This is a genomic window from Acidovorax sp. LjRoot118 (genome assembly GCF_964253575.1).
GTDB lineage: Bacteria > Pseudomonadota > Gammaproteobacteria > Burkholderiales > Burkholderiaceae_C > Acidovorax.
Map to the genome: position 1 here is coordinate 6,675,548 of NZ_CAXURB020000001.1, position 17,483 is coordinate 6,693,030.

The 17,483-nt window shown below is 67.5% G+C and carries 18 protein-coding genes; 15 read left to right on the forward strand and 3 right to left on the reverse strand.

All coding sequences use genetic code 11. The features are described from left to right. The first annotated feature begins 149 nt into the window (after nucleotides 1–149). From trpE to ACSQ9E_RS31350, 9 genes are all read left to right on the forward strand, one after another. On the forward strand, nucleotides 150–1,649 hold the full coding sequence (trpE, locus tag ACSQ9E_RS31310) for an anthranilate synthase component I (RefSeq protein ID WP_057203928.1): 1,500 nt from the start codon (nucleotides 150–152) through the stop codon (nucleotides 1,647–1,649). Further along, the gene (locus ACSQ9E_RS31315; RefSeq protein WP_057203929.1) at nucleotides 1,646–1,999 is read left to right on the forward strand and encodes a chorismate mutase; all 354 of its coding nucleotides are present in this window, start codon (nucleotides 1,646–1,648) and stop codon (nucleotides 1,997–1,999) included. The genes trpE and ACSQ9E_RS31315 overlap by 4 nt, the downstream gene beginning before the upstream one ends. Next, nucleotides 1,996–2,580: an anthranilate synthase component II gene (locus ACSQ9E_RS31320; RefSeq protein ID WP_057203930.1), complete on the forward strand. Its 585-nt coding sequence runs from the start codon at nucleotides 1,996–1,998 to the stop codon at nucleotides 2,578–2,580. Before ACSQ9E_RS31315 ends, ACSQ9E_RS31320 begins: the two co-directional genes overlap by 4 nt. Further along, nucleotides 2,577–3,245: a LysE family translocator gene (locus ACSQ9E_RS31325; protein WP_200961153.1), complete on the forward strand. Its 669-nt coding sequence runs from the start codon at nucleotides 2,577–2,579 to the stop codon at nucleotides 3,243–3,245. The genes ACSQ9E_RS31320 and ACSQ9E_RS31325 overlap by 4 nt, the downstream gene beginning before the upstream one ends. Nucleotides 3,246–3,270: 25 nt before the next feature. After that, nucleotides 3,271–4,302: an anthranilate phosphoribosyltransferase gene (gene trpD / locus ACSQ9E_RS31330; protein WP_057203931.1), complete on the forward strand. Its 1,032-nt coding sequence runs from the start codon at nucleotides 3,271–3,273 to the stop codon at nucleotides 4,300–4,302. 15 nt (nucleotides 4,303–4,317) lie between these two features. Then, the gene (locus ACSQ9E_RS31335) at nucleotides 4,318–4,893 is read left to right on the forward strand and encodes a hypothetical protein (protein WP_057203932.1); all 576 of its coding nucleotides are present in this window, start codon (nucleotides 4,318–4,320) and stop codon (nucleotides 4,891–4,893) included. Nucleotides 4,894–4,962: 69 nt separating this feature from the next. Next, nucleotides 4,963–5,505 carry a hypothetical protein gene (locus tag ACSQ9E_RS31340; protein ID WP_057203933.1) on the forward strand — a complete coding sequence of 181 codons (543 nt, stop codon included), beginning with the start codon at nucleotides 4,963–4,965 and terminating at the stop codon, nucleotides 5,503–5,505. A 96-nt stretch (nucleotides 5,506–5,601) separates the two neighbouring features. Next, complete coding sequence (gene trpC / locus ACSQ9E_RS31345) at nucleotides 5,602–6,402, forward strand: indole-3-glycerol phosphate synthase TrpC (protein ID WP_057203934.1); 801 nt, start codon at nucleotides 5,602–5,604, stop codon at nucleotides 6,400–6,402. 17 nt (nucleotides 6,403–6,419) lie between these two features. After that, nucleotides 6,420–7,130: a uracil-DNA glycosylase gene (locus ACSQ9E_RS31350; RefSeq protein WP_436220053.1), complete on the forward strand. Its 711-nt coding sequence runs from the start codon at nucleotides 6,420–6,422 to the stop codon at nucleotides 7,128–7,130. 3 nt (nucleotides 7,131–7,133) lie between these two features. On the opposite strand, the gene ACSQ9E_RS31355 is transcribed toward ACSQ9E_RS31350, so the two are convergent. Further along, complete coding sequence (locus ACSQ9E_RS31355) at nucleotides 7,134–8,045, reverse strand: LysR substrate-binding domain-containing protein (protein WP_436220054.1); 912 nt, start codon at nucleotides 8,043–8,045, stop codon at nucleotides 7,134–7,136. 207 nt (nucleotides 8,046–8,252) lie between these two features. Between ACSQ9E_RS31355 and ACSQ9E_RS31360 the strand changes: the two genes are divergently transcribed. The 5 genes from ACSQ9E_RS31360 (at nucleotide 8,253) to ACSQ9E_RS31380 (ending at nucleotide 12,494) form a co-directional block, all read left to right on the forward strand. After that, on the forward strand, nucleotides 8,253–9,236 hold the full coding sequence (locus ACSQ9E_RS31360; protein ID WP_436220055.1) for a Bug family tripartite tricarboxylate transporter substrate binding protein: 984 nt from the start codon (nucleotides 8,253–8,255) through the stop codon (nucleotides 9,234–9,236). An 8-nt stretch (nucleotides 9,237–9,244) separates the two neighbouring features. Then, entirely contained in the window at nucleotides 9,245–10,855 is a 1,611-nt protein-coding gene (locus tag ACSQ9E_RS31365) for a gamma-glutamyltransferase family protein (protein WP_436220056.1), read from the forward strand. Nucleotides 10,856–10,970: 115 nt separating this feature from the next. Beyond that, nucleotides 10,971–11,540: a DUF2975 domain-containing protein gene (locus ACSQ9E_RS31370; protein WP_436220057.1), complete on the forward strand. Its 570-nt coding sequence runs from the start codon at nucleotides 10,971–10,973 to the stop codon at nucleotides 11,538–11,540. A gap of 53 nt (nucleotides 11,541–11,593) precedes the next feature. Beyond that, on the forward strand, nucleotides 11,594–11,842 hold the full coding sequence (locus ACSQ9E_RS31375) for a helix-turn-helix domain-containing protein (RefSeq protein ID WP_428003251.1): 249 nt from the start codon (nucleotides 11,594–11,596) through the stop codon (nucleotides 11,840–11,842). After that, the gene (locus ACSQ9E_RS31380; protein WP_057268541.1) at nucleotides 11,829–12,494 is read left to right on the forward strand and encodes a hypothetical protein; all 666 of its coding nucleotides are present in this window, start codon (nucleotides 11,829–11,831) and stop codon (nucleotides 12,492–12,494) included. The genes ACSQ9E_RS31375 and ACSQ9E_RS31380 overlap by 14 nt, the downstream gene beginning before the upstream one ends. Nucleotides 12,495–12,769: 275 nt before the next feature. Here the strand turns inward: ACSQ9E_RS31380 and queA are convergent, their stop codons facing one another. Together queA and ACSQ9E_RS31390 are read right to left on the reverse strand one after the other, a co-directional pair. Continuing rightward, complete coding sequence (gene queA / locus ACSQ9E_RS31385; RefSeq protein ID WP_436220058.1) at nucleotides 12,770–13,876, reverse strand: tRNA preQ1(34) S-adenosylmethionine ribosyltransferase-isomerase QueA; 1,107 nt, start codon at nucleotides 13,874–13,876, stop codon at nucleotides 12,770–12,772. 78 nt (nucleotides 13,877–13,954) lie between these two features. Continuing rightward, nucleotides 13,955–15,247: an HD-GYP domain-containing protein gene (locus ACSQ9E_RS31390; RefSeq protein WP_436220059.1), complete on the reverse strand. Its 1,293-nt coding sequence runs from the start codon at nucleotides 15,245–15,247 to the stop codon at nucleotides 13,955–13,957. Nucleotides 15,248–15,356: 109 nt separating this feature from the next. Here ACSQ9E_RS31390 and recG point away from each other — a divergent pair, with 109 nt between their 5' ends. Beyond that, the gene (gene recG / locus ACSQ9E_RS31395) at nucleotides 15,357–17,477 is read left to right on the forward strand and encodes an ATP-dependent DNA helicase RecG (RefSeq protein WP_436220283.1); all 2,121 of its coding nucleotides are present in this window, start codon (nucleotides 15,357–15,359) and stop codon (nucleotides 17,475–17,477) included. Nucleotides 17,478–17,483: the final 6 nt, after the last annotated feature.

Genomic DNA, 17,483 nt, shown 5'->3' on the forward strand with positions numbered 1-17,483 from the left:
GTCAGCCTGTCTGCCTGAACGCCTGATGGCACCTGGGCGAACCGCCCCAGCGTGCACCCGTGGCCCTTGTCAGGGCCGATTGAATGAACCGCAGCGCCCCCAATGCCCATTGGCGGGGACACGCGCTGTGACAGCTGGGAGCTCTCCCCGTGATCACTGAACTTGAATTCAAAAGCCTGGCCGGCGAAGGCTACAACCGCATTCCGCTCATGGCCGAGGCCTTTGCGGACCTGGAAACCCCGCTCTCGCTCTACCTGAAGCTGGCGCGCGCCAAGGAGGGCGGCAAGCACAGCTTCCTGCTCGAATCCGTGGTGGGAGGCGAGCGCTTCGGGCGCTACAGCTTCATCGGCCTGCCGGCGCGCACCCTGCTGCGCGCCAGCGGTTTCGGTGCTGCGGCGCGCACTGAGGTCGTTACCGACGGCCAGGTGGTGGAGACTGCCGAAGGCAATCCGCTCGACTTCATCGCGGCTTACCAAAAGCGCTTCAAGGTAGCGCTGCGCCCCGGCTTGCCGCGTTTTTGCGGTGGCCTGGCAGGGTACTTCGGCTACGACGCTGTGCGTTACATCGAAAAGAAGCTCGAGAACACCTGCCCGCCCGATACCCTGGGCTGCCCCGACATCCTGCTGCTGCAGTGTGAGGAACTGGCGGTCATCGACAACCTCTCGGGCAAGCTCTACCTCATCGTCTACGCCGACCCGGCCACGCCCGAAGCCTATGCCAAGGCCAAGAAGCGCCTGCGCGAGCTCAAGGAGCAACTCAAGTATTCGGTCAGCGCCCCGGTGGTCAAGCCCACCGAGAGCCACCCCGCCCAGCGCGATTTTTCCAAGGTCGACTACCTGGCTGCGGTGGACCGCGCCAAGGAGCTGATCGCCGCCGGTGACTTCATGCAGGTGCAGGTGGGCCAGCGCATCCACAAGCGCTACACCGAAAGCCCGCTGTCGCTGTACCGTGCGTTGCGCTCGCTGAACCCCTCGCCGTACATGTACTTCTACGACTTCGGCGACTTCCATGTGGTGGGCGCCAGCCCCGAGATCCTGGTGCGCCAGGAGAGCACGCCGGACGGGCAGAAGATTACCATCCGCCCGCTGGCCGGCACGCGCCCGCGCGGCGCCACGCTCGAGAAAGACAAGGCGGCCGAGGTCGAACTCATCAACGACCCCAAGGAGCGGGCCGAGCACGTGATGCTGATCGACCTGGCGCGCAACGACATCGGCCGCATCGCCAAGACAGGCACCGTGAAGGTGACCGAGGCCTTCGCGGTAGAGCGCTACAGCCACGTGATGCACATCGTGAGCAACGTCGAAGGCATCCTGAACGACGGCATGACCGCCATCGACGTGCTCAAGGCCACCTTCCCGGCGGGCACGCTCACCGGCGCGCCCAAGGTGCATGCGATGGAGCTCATCGACCAGCTCGAACCCACCAAGCGCGGCCTTTACGGCGGTGCCTGCGGCTACCTGAGCTATGCCGGCGATATGGACGTGGCCATCGCCATCCGCACTGGCATCATCAAGAACGGCACGCTCTACGTGCAGGCGGCCGCCGGGGTGGTGGCCGATTCGGTGCCCGAGCTCGAGTGGAAGGAAACCGAGCACAAGGCCCGCGCCCTGCTGCGCGCTGCGGAGCTCGTCGAGGAGGGCCTGGAATGAGCCGCGCCATCGAGCAGGTGCAGCACTGCACCACCATGGCCGACGTGCGCCGTGAAATCGACGCACTCGACGACATCCTCGTGCCGCTGCTGGTGCAGCGCTCGGGCTACATGACGCAGGCCGCGCGCATCAAGCACAGCGATGTGCAGGTGCGCGACGAGGCGCGCATACAGGCCATCGTGGACCGGGTGCGCGAGCGCGCCCTGGCACAGGGCGGCCAGGCCGACGTGGTGGAGGCCATCTACCGGGGCATCATGGAAGCCTCCATTGCCTACGAACACCGCGAGTTCGCGCGCCTGCGCGCCGGGCACGCCAGCGACGCGGGCCAGACCGCAGGGAGCGCAGCATGAAACTCTTGATGGTCGACAACTACGACAGCTTCACCTACAACATCGTGCAGTACTTCGGCGAGCTCGGTGCCGAGGTCGAGGTGCACCGCAACGACGAGATCACAGTGGACGAGATCGCTGAGCGCCTGGCCGCCGGCCAGCTCGACCGGCTGGTGATCTCGCCCGGCCCCTGTTCACCGGCCGAGGCCGGCATCTCGGTGGCTGCGATCCAGCACTTCGCCGGCAAGTTGCCCATTCTGGGCGTGTGCCTGGGCCACCAGGCCATCGGCGCGGCCTTCGGCGGCAGCATCGTGCGCGCGCAGCAGCTGATGCACGGCAAGACCAGCGTCATCACCACCACGCAGAAAGGCGTGTTCGCCGGCCTGCCCGAGAAGTTCACGGTCAACCGCTACCACTCGCTGTCCATCGCGCGGGCCGACTGCCCCGAGGCGCTGGAGATCACCGCCTGGACGGACGACGGCGAGATCATGGGCGTGCGCCACAAGACGCTGGACATCGAGGGCGTGCAGTTCCATCCCGAGAGCATCCTCACCGAACACGGCCACGCCATGCTCAAGAACTTCCTGGAGCCCCGGCCATGATCATCGAGACGCACCAACTGCTGGTGTTCATCGCGGCCGGCTGGCTGCTCAACCTGACGCCCGGTCCGGACGTGCTCTACATCGTCTCGAACGCGCTGCGCTCGGGCGTGCGGGCCGGCATCGTGGCGGGCCTGGGTATCACGGCCGGCTGCTTCGTGCACATCTTTGCCGCCGCCGTGGGCGTGGGTGCGCTGCTGGCCGCGTCGGCCACGGCCTTCACCGTGCTCAAGTGGGTGGGCGCGGCCTACCTGCTGTGGATGGGAGTGCGCATGCTGTTCGCCAAGGCCTCGGGTGATGGCGGCAGCGGTGCCGCCATCGCGGCGGCGCAGGCCGCGCCGGCTGCGGCCGTGTCGCTGCGCAGCGTGTTCATGGGCGGTTTCTGGACGAATGTGCTCAACCCCAAGGTGGCGATCTTTTTCCTGGCTTTTGTGCCCCAGTTCATCGCGCCGGGCACGGACAGCAAGGCCCTGGCCTTCGTGCTGCTCGGGGTGCTGTTCAACCTCAACGCCATTCCCGTCAACGTGGGCTGGGCGCTGGCCGCCGGCTTCATGGCGCGCCGCGTGGGCGCCGTGCAGCGCGGCATGCACTGGCTGGACCGCGTCGCCGGGGCGATGTTCATCGGCTTCGGCCTCAAGCTGGCCTTCTCGGACCGGCCTGCCGCTTAAAAAATTGCGAGACGGAGACCACACCATGTCCATCACCCCCCAGGAAGCGCTGCAGCGCACCATCGAGCACCGCGAAATCTTCCACGACGAGATGCTGCACCTGATGCGATTGATCATGAGCGGCGAGCTCTCGCCGGTGATGATGGCGGCCATCATCACCGGCCTGCGCGTGAAGAAGGAAACCATCGGCGAGATCACGGCCGCCGCGCAGGTCATGCGCGAGTTCTCCACCAAGGTGCACGTGCCCGACAGCACACACCTGGTGGACATCGTGGGCACCGGCGGCGACGGGGCCAACACCTTCAACATCTCCACCTGCTCGATGTTTGTGGCGGCTGCTGCGGGCGCCAAGGTCAGCAAGCATGGCGGGCGCGGCGTGTCGAGCAAGAGCGGCAGCGCCGACGTGATGGAGGCGCTGGGCATCCACATCAACCTCACGCCCGAGGCGATTGCCCAATGCATCGCCGAGGTGGGCATCGGCTTCATGTTCGCGCCCAACCACCACCCGGCGATGAAGAACGTGGCCCCCGTGCGCCGTGAGCTCGGTGTGCGCACCATCTTCAACATTCTCGGCCCGCTGACCAACCCGGCTGGCGCGCCCAACATCCTGATGGGCGTGTTCCACCCCGATCTGGTCGGTATCCAGGTGCGCGCATTGCAGCGCCTGGGCGCCGAGCATGCGCTGGTGGTCTATGGCCGCGACGGCATGGACGAAGTGAGCCTGGGCGCCGCCACCCTGGTGGGTGAATTGAAGAACGGCCAGATCACCGAGTACGAGGTGCATCCCGAGGACTTCGGCCTGCCCATGGCGAGCAACCGCGCACTCAAGGTGGAAACGCCCGAGCAGTCGCGCGACATGCTGATCGGCGTGCTCAAGGGCGAGACCGGTGCCGCGCAGGACATCGTCTGCCTGAACGCCGGCGCCGCGCTTTACGCCGCCAATGTGGCCAGCTCCATCGCCGACGGCCTGCAGAAGGCCCGCGCCGCAATCGCCTCGGGTGCCGCGCTGGCCCGGCTTGAGCAACTGGTGGCGCGTACGCACGCGCTGGCGGCCTGATCGCTGCAGCAGCGCATGACAACACAGGGGCACCGCACGTTGCGGGACGTCAACGACCTCGCGGCTGCCGTGAGGGAGGACGCCTGCCTCTACCTGCCAGAGCGAGTGCACCAAAGGTCCACCTGGACCCCTCCGTGGAACATCCTGTTCGTTTGGGGAACGGGCTATGTTCTGCTGCTCGTCCTGCAACCCGCGGTCGCCAACGCGTGGTGGGGCATTGGGCTGGTCGTGGCCAGCGGCTTGGGAATGTGCTGGTGGCAGGTGCGGTATTTCGCATACCGGGTGCAATGGGTGCTGGACATGTCCCGGCGCACGCTGCAGCCAACCCGAGGCGGTTCGGCCATTCCACTCGACCCTGCACATTCCATTGGCATCATCCCCGGCCCTCCAGGCGATGGTGCCCTGTCCTGCGAAGTCGAGTTCCGCCACAGAACGGCGGGTCCGATTGCGACCCTGTGCGCAGTGGAACTTCAGTCCTCCGACACCGAAACGCTGTCCATGCAGATGGGCGCTCTCGACCAGTGCGTGGATGAACTGGTGGACCGCCTCGGTATCCGGCGTTCGGGCGGCCGGCTGGTACCTGCCCATTGAGTCAGGGGGCTGGCTGTGGCAGACAAACCTTCTCCTGGGCTCGTACGTCTGCGCCGTTTGCATGCCTGGGTGGCCGCGATCGAACAGCGACCCAGGGCGTGGCTCCCGTTGAGCATCGGGGGCGGCAGCCTTGCTGACCTGACGGTCGGTGTGCCGTTTTGTGGCATTTCAATATTGGTTGTGCTGGCCACGGTGATGATGACGCTGGATTTGCGGGCACAGTATCTCTGGAGCATTTTCTGGTCTGTGGGTGTGGTGTTGGTTGGCTGCGCAACCATTGCATTGCGGCGGCAATTCCAGCGCAACCAGTCGCGGGGCTGGGTCTTGGATTTTCAACGTCGCACGCTCACGCCTTGGGGCCTGAAAATGCAAGACACTCTCGTTTTACATGAAGGGTGCCGCTTGAGCTGGGAGTTCTTTGCAACAGCGAAGAGTCCGACATTCACGTGTCGCCTGATACTGCATCCTGGGCCAGTAGGCACGAAGATTCTCCTGACGCGCGTGATTTTGCTGCGCGGTTCCAGGCGGGAGGAGGCATTGGTTGATCAATGCCTGGAGCATTTGAACCGTCGTCTTGGTCTTCGGAACTTCGAGCCAATGCAGGGCATGTAGTCAGGGCAGTGCCACGCCAACGCTGATTTTGCGTGTGTCGAAATCTTCGTGGTGCACTTGGGCAGGGCCAGTTTGAATTTTTGTGAAGGTTTTTCCATGAGTGACATCCTCAACAAGATCGTTGCCGTCAAGCACGAAGAAGTGGCCGCCGCCACCAAGCGCATGCCCCTGGCCGCGATGCGTGCCGATGCCGAGAGCCGCGTGCTCACGCGCGACTTCGAGGGCGCGCTGCGCGCCAAGATCGCCAAAGGCCAGGCGGCGGTGATCGCCGAGGTCAAGAAGGCCAGCCCCAGCAAGGGCGTGCTGCGCGCCGACTTCATCCCTGCCGATATCGCACAGAGTTATGCCGATGGCGATGGCAAGGTGAGCGCGGCCTGCCTTTCGGTGCTGACCGACAAGCAGTTCTTCCAGGGCAGCGTGGATGCCCTCAAGCAGGCGCGCGCCAGCTGCCAACTGCCCGTGCTGCGCAAGGACTTCATGGTCGACGCCTACCAGATCTACGAATCGCGGGCCATGGGCGCCGATGCCATTTTGCTGATAGCGGCGAGCCTGGACGATGCGCAGATGGCCGACTTCGAGGCGATTGCGCGCAGCCTGGACATGGCGGTGCTGGTCGAGGTGCATGACGGCGCCGAGCTCGAGCGTGCGCTCAAGCTCAAGACCCGCCTCGTGGGCATCAACAACCGCAACCTGCGCACCTTCGAGGTGTCGCTGCAGACCACGCTGGACCTGCAGAAGAACGTGCCGGCCGACCGCCTGCTGGTCACCGAGTCCGGCATCCTCACGCCGGCCGACGTGAAGACCATGCGCGATGCGGGCGTGAATGCCTTCCTGGTGGGCGAGGCCTTCATGCGCGCGCCTGAACCCGGCGAGGCGCTGGCGAACCTGTTCGCCTGATCCACGGCCTGCCACCCATGACCGACGCCACCCAACTGCAAAGCGCCGACCCCGCTGACTGGCCTGTGGCTCCCGGCTGGCAGCCGCTGGTCGATGCCTTCTTTGCCGGCCCGCGTGGCCAGGCGCTGCTGGGCTATCTGCAACAGCGCCTGGCCGCCGGCGCTGCCATTTTCCCGCCCAAGCCTTTGCGCGCGCTGGAGCTGACCCCACCCGAGCAGGTGCGCGTGGTCATCCTCGGCCAGGACCCGTACCACGGGCGTGGCCAGGCCGAGGGGCTGGCGTTCTCCGTCGCGCCCGGTGTGCAATTGCCGCCCTCGCTGCGCAACATCTTCAAGGAGATGCAGCGTGACCTGGAGACGCCGTTTCCTGCATGGCCCGAGCCGGGCGGCAGCCTCGTCAAATGGGCGAAGAACGGCGTGCTGCTGCTCAACACCGGCCTCACGGTGGAAGAGGGCCAGGCCGCGAGCCATTCCGGCAAGGGCTGGGAGGAACTGACCGACGCCGTGATCCGCCACGTGGCCGAAGGCGAGCGTTCGGTGGTGTTCATGCTCTGGGGCTCGCATGCCCAGTCCAAGCGCGTGTGGATCCCGGCCGACCGTGGGCACCTGGTGCTCACTTCCAACCACCCCTCGCCGCTGTCGGCGCTGCGGCCCCCCGTGCCCTTCATCGGCAACGGCCACTTCGGTAAGGCGCGCGCATTCCGCCAACAGCACGAAGGGCGCGATTGAGAATCACCAGGGCCCGGGCAGCCACTCCCTGAGCAGGTCCAGAAAGGCCTGCGCGGCCACGGGCAGGCGGCGGCCCGACAGGGTCTGCAGCTCCAGGTCGCGCAGGTCCATGCCCTGGTCGCCGATGGGCAGCGCGACGATGTCGCCTGCCGCCACCATGTGGCGCGCCGCGATCTCGCTGGACACCGACAGCCCGCCCCCGTTGGCCACGAAGTGGAGCATGGTCTTGACGTGGTTGCTCACCAGCACCGGCGCCAGCTGCAGGCCCTGGCGGCTGCAGACGATGTCGATCATCTGCCGCACCGTGGTTTCGGGCGGCGGCAGGGCCAGCGGGTACTGGCCCATGCGCGCCAGCGTCACGCTCTTCGCACCGGCCAGAGGGTGGCCGGGCGGCACCAGGGCCAGCACCGGCGCCCGCTGGCGGTAGGCCACGTCGATGTCCTTGTGTGGCGCGCGGCTGAAGCACAGGCCTATATCGGCCGCGCCGCTGCGTACCGCACCGGGCACCTGGGCCGTGGGCAGGGACTGCACCTCGAACTGGATGCCGGTGTGCGTGCGCTGGAACTCCACGCACAGGCGCGGCACCAGTTCGTTCGCAAACGCGTCGGATGTGGCCAGCCGCACCTGGCCGGCGCGCAGACCCTGCAGTGCGCCGATCTCGCCCAGCGCCCGCTCGGCGTCCAGCACCGTGCGGCGCGCGTGCGTGGCCAGGATCTCGCCGGCCCCGGTGAGCACCATGCCGCGCGGGTGCCGCTCGAACAGCGGCGTGCCCAACTGCGACTCGAGCCCGGCGATCTGCCGGCTCAGGGCCGAGGCGGCCACGTGCAGCCGGGCAGAGGCTTCGGTGAGCGAGCCGCTTTGCGCCACTTCGAGGAAGTAGCGCAGGGCCGTGTCTTGCAGAAGTTGGGCGCGCATGGGGGGCGATGGGAGGTTTGCCGTGGATCATCTCAAAAAGCGAAGCGCTTTGCCGGCACGGCAAAGCTATTTGCTGATTTGGTGGTGGTCATGCGACTGCCACATTCCTAAGATGAAGCCTGCTGCGCCGCCTTCCTGTTCCTGTGGATAGCGGGGGAGGGCGTGCCCGGTCCTTAATGTCCCCGTTCTTTTTCTGGAGTGCTTCGTATGCGTCTTTTGTCCTGGGGCCGTAGCGTGCTCGGCCTGGCCTGCCTGATGGCCGTGTGTGCGGGCGCGCATGCGCAATCGAACTGGCCCGACCGTCCGGTGCGGGTGATCGTTCCCTTCCCGGCCAGCGGTGCCACCGACCTCGTGGCCCGCGTGGTCGCGCAGCGCGTGGCGCAGGACCTGGGCCAGCAGATGGTGGTGGACAACCGCCCCGGCGCCGGCGGCACCATCGGCGCGGCCGAAGCCGCCAAGGCGCAGCCCGACGGTTACACCCTGCTGCTCACCACGAGCAGCACGCACGCCATCTCGCCCCACCTGATGCCGCGCCTGGCCTATGACCCGCGCAAGGACTTCACGCCCGTCGCCCACCTGGCCGACGCACCCAGCGTGCTGCTGGTGACCAACTCGTTGCCCGTGAAGACGGTGGGCGAGCTGATTGCCTACGGCAAGGCCCACCCCGGCAAGCTCAATTACGCCACCAGTGGCAATGGCACCATCGTGCACCTGAACGCTGCGGCCTTCAGCGCCCAGGCCGGCGTCGAGATGATGCATGTGCCCTACAAGGGCACGGCCCTGGCCATCCCCGATCTCGTGGCTGGTCAGACCCACGTGCTGTTCGACTCGCTGCCCACGGGCATGCCGCACGTCAAGGGCGGTCGCCTGCGCGCCCTGGCTGTGACCAGCGAAAAGCGCAGCGCGCTCGCGCCCGAGCTGCCCACCATGGCCGAGTCCGGCCTGCCCGGCTATTCTTCGGTGACCTGGTTCGGCGTGTACCTGCCGGCCGGCGCACCGCCGGCACTGGTCGACCGCATCCACAAGGCCTTTGCCAAGGCCATGCAGTCGACCGAGGTGGCCGAGGGCCTGGCCAAGCTCGGCGTGGAGCCCGCCGCCCCCAGCACCCCCGCCAAGTTCGCCGCCATGGTGCAGGCCGACAGCGCGCGCTGGGCCGCAGTGATCCGCCAGCACAAGATTTCCGTGGAGTGACCGATCCGATGACTGAACCCACCACGGGCCTGGACTGGGCCCTTCCCTACGCATCGAACCGCAGCGCAGTCATGGGGCGCAATGTGGTCTCCACCTCGCAGCCGCTGGCCGCGCAGGCCGGGCTGCGCATGCTGCTGGCCGGCGGCAATGCGGTGGATGCGGCCATCGCTGCCGCCATGGCCCTCACCGTGGTCGAGCCCACGGGCTGCGGCCTGGGCAGCGACGGCTTCGCCATCGTCTGGGACGGCAAGGAACTGCACGGGCTGAACGCCTCGGGCCGTTCGCCCGCCGCATGGACGCCTGCGTACTTTGCCGAGCGCGGTGGCCTGCCCGAGACGGGCTGGAACGCCATCACCGTGCCTGGCGCCGTGTCCGCCTGGGTGGCCCTGTCCAAACGCCTGGGCAAGCTGCCGTTTGCCAAGCTGGCAGAGCCTGCCATCGACTATGCGCGCAATGGCTTCCCCGTCTCTCCCACCATCGCCCGGCTGTGGGCGCTGGGGGCGGCCAAGCTCGGCTCCCAGCCAGGCTTTGCCGAGTGTTTCATGCCCGGTGGCCGTGCGCCGCGCGCCGGTGAGATCTTCCGCAGCGAAGCCCATGCGCGCACGCTGGAGCTGATTGCCCAGACCGAGGGCGAGGCCTTCTACCTTGGCACGCTGGCGCGCCAGATGGTGGAGCATTCCCGCGCCCATGGCGGCGCCATGACCGAGGATGACCTCGCATCGCACCAGGCTGACTGGGTGGGCACCGTGAGCCAGCGCTTCGGCGATTCGGTAGTCCATGAAATTCCGCCCAACGGCCAGGGCATCGCCACACTGATGGCGCTGGGCATGCTCGAATCCCACGGTATCGGCGGCCAGCCGCTGGACCACGTGGACACGGTGCACGCCAGCATCGAGGCCATGAAGCTCGCGCTGGCCGACCTGCACGAGTACAACGCCGACATCGACGCCATGCAGGCCGTGACGCCTCGCGACCTGCTCGACGCCGACTATCTGGCGCAGCGCGCGCAACTGATCGATGCCGCGCAGGCCGGCGACCCCGGTCACGGCACGCCGCGCCCCGGCGGCACGGTGTACCTGGCCGCGGCCGATGCCTCCGGCATGATGGTCTCGTTCATCCAGTCCAACTACATGGGCTTCGGCTCGGGTGTGGTCGTGCCGGGCACGGGCATCAGCCTGCAGAACCGGGGCCACGGCTTCACCCTCACTCCAGGGCACGCCAACGAAGTGGCCCCGCGCAAGCGCCCCTCGCACACCATCATCCCGGCCTTCGCCATGCATGCCGACGGCACGCCGCAGATGGCCTTCGGGGTGATGGGCGGCCCCATGCAGTCCCAGGGCCACCTGCAGATGGCCCTGCGCGTGCTGCGCTACGGCCAGAACCCGCAGGCCGCAGCCGACGCACCGCGCTGGCGCGTGACGGGCGGCAAGGGCGTGGCGGTGGAGCCGGCCTTCGACCCCGCCGTGGTCGCCGCACTGCGCGCACGCGGCCACGAGGTCACGGTGGAGGAGGGCAATGGCGTCTTCGCCTTCGGCGGCGCCCAGCTCGTGCTGCGCGACGGTGGCAGCTACATCGCCGGCTCCGACCCGCGCAAGGACGGGCACGCGGTCGCTTTCTGACGCATCAAAGAGCGGCTGTCGGCCCTGGGGGGCGGCTGCGCACCGGGTGATTGCATTTTTATTTCTGTATGGCAGAATATTATTATTGTTTTACAGAAAAAATGAGGCAATCACCATGGTATCCATCCAAAGCCCGGCCTTCCGGCGCCTGTCCCGCGGGCTGCACGCGCTGACCCTGCTGTGCGCGCTGGCGGGCGTGTGCTTTTCCGTGGCCCGCTGGCTGCTGCTGGGCCGTGGCGAATCGGGTGGCCTGGTGCAGATGCTGCTGCCCTCACAGGCGCTGCAGGCAAACATTGCCGCCCCTTTGCAGATCGAAGCGAGCTGGCGCCTGGTGGGCCTGGCCATCGAATGCCTGCCGACCGCCGCCATGCTGTTCACCGTGTGGTGCCTGCACCGCATCTGCACGGCCTTCCTGCGTGGCGAGGTGTTCGGTCCTGCGGTGGTGCGCGGCTTTCGTGGCGTGGGCTGGGGCTTCATCGCGATGTTCGCGGCCTCGCTGGTGCACGGGGCGGCGGTGACGGCGCTGCTGTCCTGGCTGGCCTCGGGCCAGCGCGGCGGGCAGGTGGCGCTGTCGGTGGGCTCGTTCGAGGTGAGCGTGCTGATCGTCGGCCTGATGATGCTGCTGCTGGCCCACGTGATGGCCGAGGGCCAGCGCCTGCAGGAGGAGTCCAGTGCGTTTGTCTGACCGCGCTGTGACCCGGCGGCTCCATTCCCGAGGCATGCGCCGGAAAGGTGGCCATGCCCATCGTCGTCACCCTTGATGAAATGCTGGTGCGCCGCAAGGTGAAGTCGCGCGACCTGGCAGCGCACGTGGGCATCACCGAGGCCAACCTGTCGCTGCTCAAGAGCGGCAAGGTCAAGGGCGTGCGCTTCGAGACCCTGGCTGCCATCTGCGACTACCTGCAGTGCCAGCCGGGTGACCTGCTGGCCTGGGTGGCGCCCGAGAATGGTGTGGACGACGGCGCCGTGGACGATGTGGCCACCTGACGGCTACCGCCCGGGCCGCTGGCGCCTGGGGGGTGCCGTGGCGGCTTCGCTGCTGCTTCACGCGGTGCTGCTGTGGCGGCTGGTGCTGCCGGCATCGGCCGTGCGGGTGCCCGAGCCGCCCGCCAGGCAGGCGATGGAAGTCCTGTGGATCACGGCTCCGCAGGCTGCGGCACCGGTGTCCAGAACTCCCGCGCCAGAGCCGGTGGCGGCGCAGCCCTCCCGGTCGGCGGGACCTCGGCCTGGGCCGGTGCGAGAGGGCCGCAGTGTGCGCCCGCCTGCTGCCTTGGCCCTGCCGCAGGACACAGGCCCGGGCCTGGTGGCCATGCCTGCGCCGGTGCCCGCCGCCTCCGATGCCCGCGATGTGCCCGCCATCCAATGGAGCCCCGAGGGCGTGGCCCGCGCGGCGCGGCAGGAGCGGGAATGGCAGCGCCGCCATGGTTCGCCAGCCGCTGCGGCACTCGCTGCGAACGCGGCAAGCCCGGCGCCCCGGCCCCTGGGCACCCTCACCGAAAAGGAGTGGCAGAACACGTATGCCGGCCGGGTCACGCGCGTGGAAAGCGAGGCCGGCGTCTACTGCGTACGCCTGCCCTCGGCCAATCGCCTGCCGGAACAGGGGGCCGCGCCCCGCATTGCCACCGTCACGAACTGCTGAGCGTGCCCTAGTCCACTGAAACCGAGAAATCGGCTGTGCGCCGGGGTGGCAGCGGGATACAGCGCAAGGCGCGGGCTGCGGCCAAGGCTGGCCGCCTTGGCAAAGCCCGCAACGCAGCGATGTGCCTGCTGCCACCCAGGCCCGCAGGGTGAGGGTCTGGCAGGGCCGCACTCGTCGTTGCCGTGCTCGCCGGGTGTGCAACCCGGCTGCGCCCGGCGCCTAGATTGCGGCCCTGCCGGTCCCTCACGCACAGTCGATTTCTCGGTTTCAGTGGACTAGGGGCGCTGGCGCTCCAGTAGCATCGAATCGCCATAGCTGAAGAAGCGGTACTGCTGCGCGATGGAGTGGCGGTACAGATCCATGATCCGCCCATAGCCCGCGAAGGCGCTGACCAGCATCATCAGCGTGCTCTTGGGCAGGTGGAAGTTGGTGAGCAGCAGGTCCACCACCTGGAAGGGGAAGCCCGGGGTGATGAAGATGTTCGTATCGCCCGAGGCCTGGCCGCTGCGCGCCCAGGATTCGAGGGTACGGACCGTCGTCGTGCCCACCGCCACCACACGGCCGCCGCGCTGGCGGCAACGCTCGAGCGCTGCCAGCGTGGCCTGCGGCACTTCGTACCACTCGCTGTGCATCTGGTGCTCGGTGAGGTTCTCGGTCTTCACGGGCTGGAAGGTGCCGGCGCCCACGTGCAGGGTGACGCTGGCACGCTCCACGCCGCGTTCAGCCAGCGCAGCGAGCACACCCTCGTCGAAATGCAGGGCCGCCGTCGGAGCCGCCACTGCGCCGGGTGCGCGCGCGAACACCGTCTGGTAGCGCTGGGCATCTTCTGCGGCGTCGGGATCGTGGTCGGCATTCTGCTGGCGCTCGATGTAGGGCGGCAGCGGCAGGTGGCCGTGGCGCTCCATCAGCTCGTGCGGCGTCTCGCCGGCCGGACCTTGGAGGGCGAAGCGGAACAGCGGGCCATCGTCCTCGGCTGGCCAGCGCGAGAGCAGGGTGGCGTTGAAGCCGCCGCCGTGCAGGCCTCCCGCCATGTGCACCACGGCGCCAGGCAGGGGCTTCTTGCTGACCTTCATGTGGGCCACGACCTCGTTGCCGAGCAAAATACGCTCGATCAGCAGCTCCAGCTTGCCGCCGCTGGCCTTTTCGCCAAAGATGCGCGCCTTGACCACGCGCGTGTCGTTGAAGACCAGCAGGTCGCCGCTTTGCAGCAGGCCAGACAGCTCGCGAAAGATGCGGTCCACCGGTGCGCTCGCGCGGCCGTCGAGCAGGCGCGATGCGCTGCGCTCTGCAGCGGGGTGTTGGGCAATGAGTTCGGGGGGCAGCGAGAAGTCGAAATCGCTGAGCGTGAAGTGGCGCGGGGCCGGCGGGGCAGAAACAGTCATGGAGCTTGAGGGCCGGACGGGCCCGTACCAAGGGGTAAAGAAACAGGGGCGCTATTTTCCCACGCCAGCCTGGGCTATCTACCAGGCCTGCCCGGAAAAGCCCGACCACAGTTCGTTGAGGTCCGGGAATTTCCACTTGTCCGGATCTTCGCGGGCCACGATCTTCTCGGCACTGCCGGGCGCGGCCAAGTCCACCACCTCGGGTGGAATGCGCAGGTCCGACTTGGTCGAGAAGAACACCTTCACCTTGGGCGAGGTCAGTGATTGCTGCCCCTGCTCCATCACCACGCCGATGCGCCCGGACGTCAGCCGCACCAGCGAACCCACGGGGTAGATGCCGATGCTCTTGACGAAGGCCTGGAACAGGCGGGGGTCGAAATGGCCCTTGGTCCACTCGGCCATGCGGCGCAGCGACTCCGCCGGGTCCCAGCCGGACTTGTAGGGGCGGTCGGAGGTGATGGCGTCGTAGACGTCGCAGATGGCCGTCATGCGGGCAATCAGGCTGATCTCGTCGCCCTTGAGCTTGCCGGGGTAGCCCGAGCCGTCCATCTTCTCGTGGTGGTGGCGGCAGGCATCGAGCACCGCATCTTCCACGCTGCCACCCTCCTTGAGCATGTCGTAGCCCTCCTGTGGGTGGGTCTGGACGATGGCGAATTCGCTGTCGGTGAGCTTGCCCGGCTTGTTGAGCACCGCCAGCGGGATCGCCGCCTTGCCCAGGTCGTGCAGCAGCCCCGCCATGCCGGCGCTGCGGGTGTGTTCCTCGTTGAGGTTGATCTGCTTGGCCAACGCCACCATCAGCGCGCACACCGCCACCGAGTGCATGTAGGTGTAGTCGTCCGCCGTCTTGAGCCGGGCCAGGCTGATCAGGGCGCCCGGGTTGCGCGTGACCGAGTCGGAAATCTCCTCCACCAGTCCGCGGGCATTCTCGGAATTCACGGCCTTGCCCATGCGCGCTTCCCGGAACATGGAGACCATGGCCTGCTTGGCCTCGCCGCAGATCGAGGCGGCCGCCAGCAGTTCGCTGTGCATGCTGGCGGGGGCCTTGCCGCGTGTCTGGCGGCGCGCAGGGGGGGCAGGAGGGGGTGGGGGGTCGACCACCAGGGGGGGCAGGTTCTCCAGCATGCTGAAGTCCGTCTCGACCTGGATGTCCGCCTCTTCGCGCGAGATGGAGCGCACGCCCGCCGCCACGTCCAGGCCCTTGGAAATGTCGATCCACACCTCCTCGATGGCCGTATCCTTGATGCGCGCCAGATCCTTGGGGTCCTTCAAGACGAACTTGGCACGCCAGAAGGGGTGGTCCATCCAGGAGCCGCAGAAGTCGTGCAGGTACATGCCCAACGTGAGATGCTGAATACTGATGCGCTTGAGCATGGAATCTGTCCGGATCGCCGGGGTCTGCCGAAATCAGGTAATAAACAGTAACCATGGTAGCCTTTTTGACTGCCGAAACCTTCGCCCTGCCGGATAACCTTTGAACAAAATGCCCGCGGCTGCTGCTCCCAGCAAGCCCTCCACCGCCAGCGTGGCGCAAAAGGCACTGCACAAGCTGGGTCTGAAGCGCGACATCGATCTGGCCCTGCACCTGCCACTGCGTTATGAGGATGAAACCCGCATCACGCCGCTGTCCAGTGCCCGCGACGGCCAGATGGTGCAGATCGAAGCCACCGTGACGGCCTGCGAAGTGCAGTTGCGCCCGCGCCGCCAGTTGCTGGTGCAGGTCGAGGACGCTTCGGGCACCTGCGAACTGCGCTTCTTCAGCTTCTACCCCTCACACCAGAAAACCCTGGCCGTGGGCGCGCGCCTGCGCATCCGGGGCGAGGTCAAGGGCGGCTTCTGGGGCCGGCAGATGCTGCACCCGGCCTTTCGCCAGGCCGGCGGCGAGCTGCCGGCCGCGCTGACCCCCGTCTACCCGACCACGGCCGGCCTGCCGCAGTCCTACCTGCGCCGGGCGGTGGTGGGGGCGCTCAGCCGGGTCGACCTGTCCGAAACCCTGCCCGCCGGCACCGAGCCGCCGTACGCCGTCTTCCGGCATGACAACGGCAGCTACCGCGCGTTCAATCTGCGCGAGGCACTCACTTTTTTGCACCACCCCACGCCCGACGTGTCGCTGTCCACGCTGGAGGACCACAGCCACCCGGCCTGGCAGCGCCTGAAGGCCGAGGAACTGCTGGCCCAGCAGCTCTCGCAGCAGCAGTCGCGCCGCGAGCGCGACCAGTTGCGCGCACCGGTGCTGCGCCCCCGCAAGGTGGTGGATGGCGTGCTGCCGTTGCACGAACAACTGATGGCCGTGCTGCCCTTTTCGCTGACCGCCGCGCAGCGGCGGGTCGGGGTGGAGATTGCCAAGGACCTGGCGCACCGCGTGCCCATGCACCGCCTGCTTCAGGGCGACGTGGGCTCGGGCAAGACCGTCGTGGCGGCGCTGGCGGCCGCCATTGCCATGGACGCCGGCTGGCAGTGTGCCCTGATGGCGCCCACCGAAATCCTGGCCGAGCAGCACTTCGCCAAGATGATCGGCTGGCTCGAGCCGCTGCTGGCGGCCCACGGCCGGCGTGTGGCCTGGCTGGTGGGCGGGCAGAAGAAGAAGGAGCGCACGGCCATGCTGGCCCTGGTCGAAAGCGGCGAGGCCGCGCTGGTGGTGGGCACGCATGCCGTGATCCAGGACCAGGTGCGTTTCAAAAACCTGGCGCTGGCCATCATCGACGAGCAGCACCGCTTCGGGGTGGCGCAGCGTTTGTCCCTACGGCAAAAGCTCGCTGCCCAGGGGATGGAACCCCATATGCTGATGATGAGCGCCACGCCCATTCCCCGCACCTTGGCCATGAGCTACTACGCCGACCTGGACGTCTCCGTCATCGACGAGCTGCCGCCTGGGCGCACCCCCATAGTCACCAAACTCATTGCCGACAGCCGCAAGGACGAAGTGATCGCTCGCATTGGCGCCCAGGTAAACGACGGACGGCAGGTGTATTGGGTGTGCCCGCTGATCGAAGAGAGCGAGGTGCTGGACCTGAGCAATGCCACCGCCACCCATGCCGACCTGAGCGAGGCCCTGCCCGGCGTAAAGGTCGGCCTGCTGCACTCGCGCATGCCGACGGCGGAAAAGAAGGCCGTGATGGCGCTCTTTTCCAGCGGGCAGATGGGCGTGCTGGTGAGCACCACGGTGATCGAGGTCGGGGTGGATGTGCCCAATGCCTCGCTGATGGTGATCGAGCATGCCGAGCGCTTCGGCCTGTCACAGCTGCACCAACTGCGCGGGCGCGTGGGGCGCGGTGCGGCGGCATCGGCCTGCGTGCTGCTGTATTCCACCAACGACAGCGGCCGGGTGGGCGAGACCGCCAAGGAGCGGTTGAGGGCCATGTCGGACACGAATGATGGCTTCGAGATCGCCCGGCGCGACCTGGAGATCCGCGGGCCGGGCGAATTCCTCGGGGCCCGGCAGTCGGGCGACGCGCTGCTGCGCTTTGCCGACCTGGCCACCGACACCCACCTGCTCGAATGGGCACGCGAACTCGCGCCAATGATGCTGGACCGCCACGCCGAGCTGGCCGAGCGCCATGTGATGCGCTGGCTGGGTGGAAAATCCGACTACCTGAAAGCCTGACTCCCG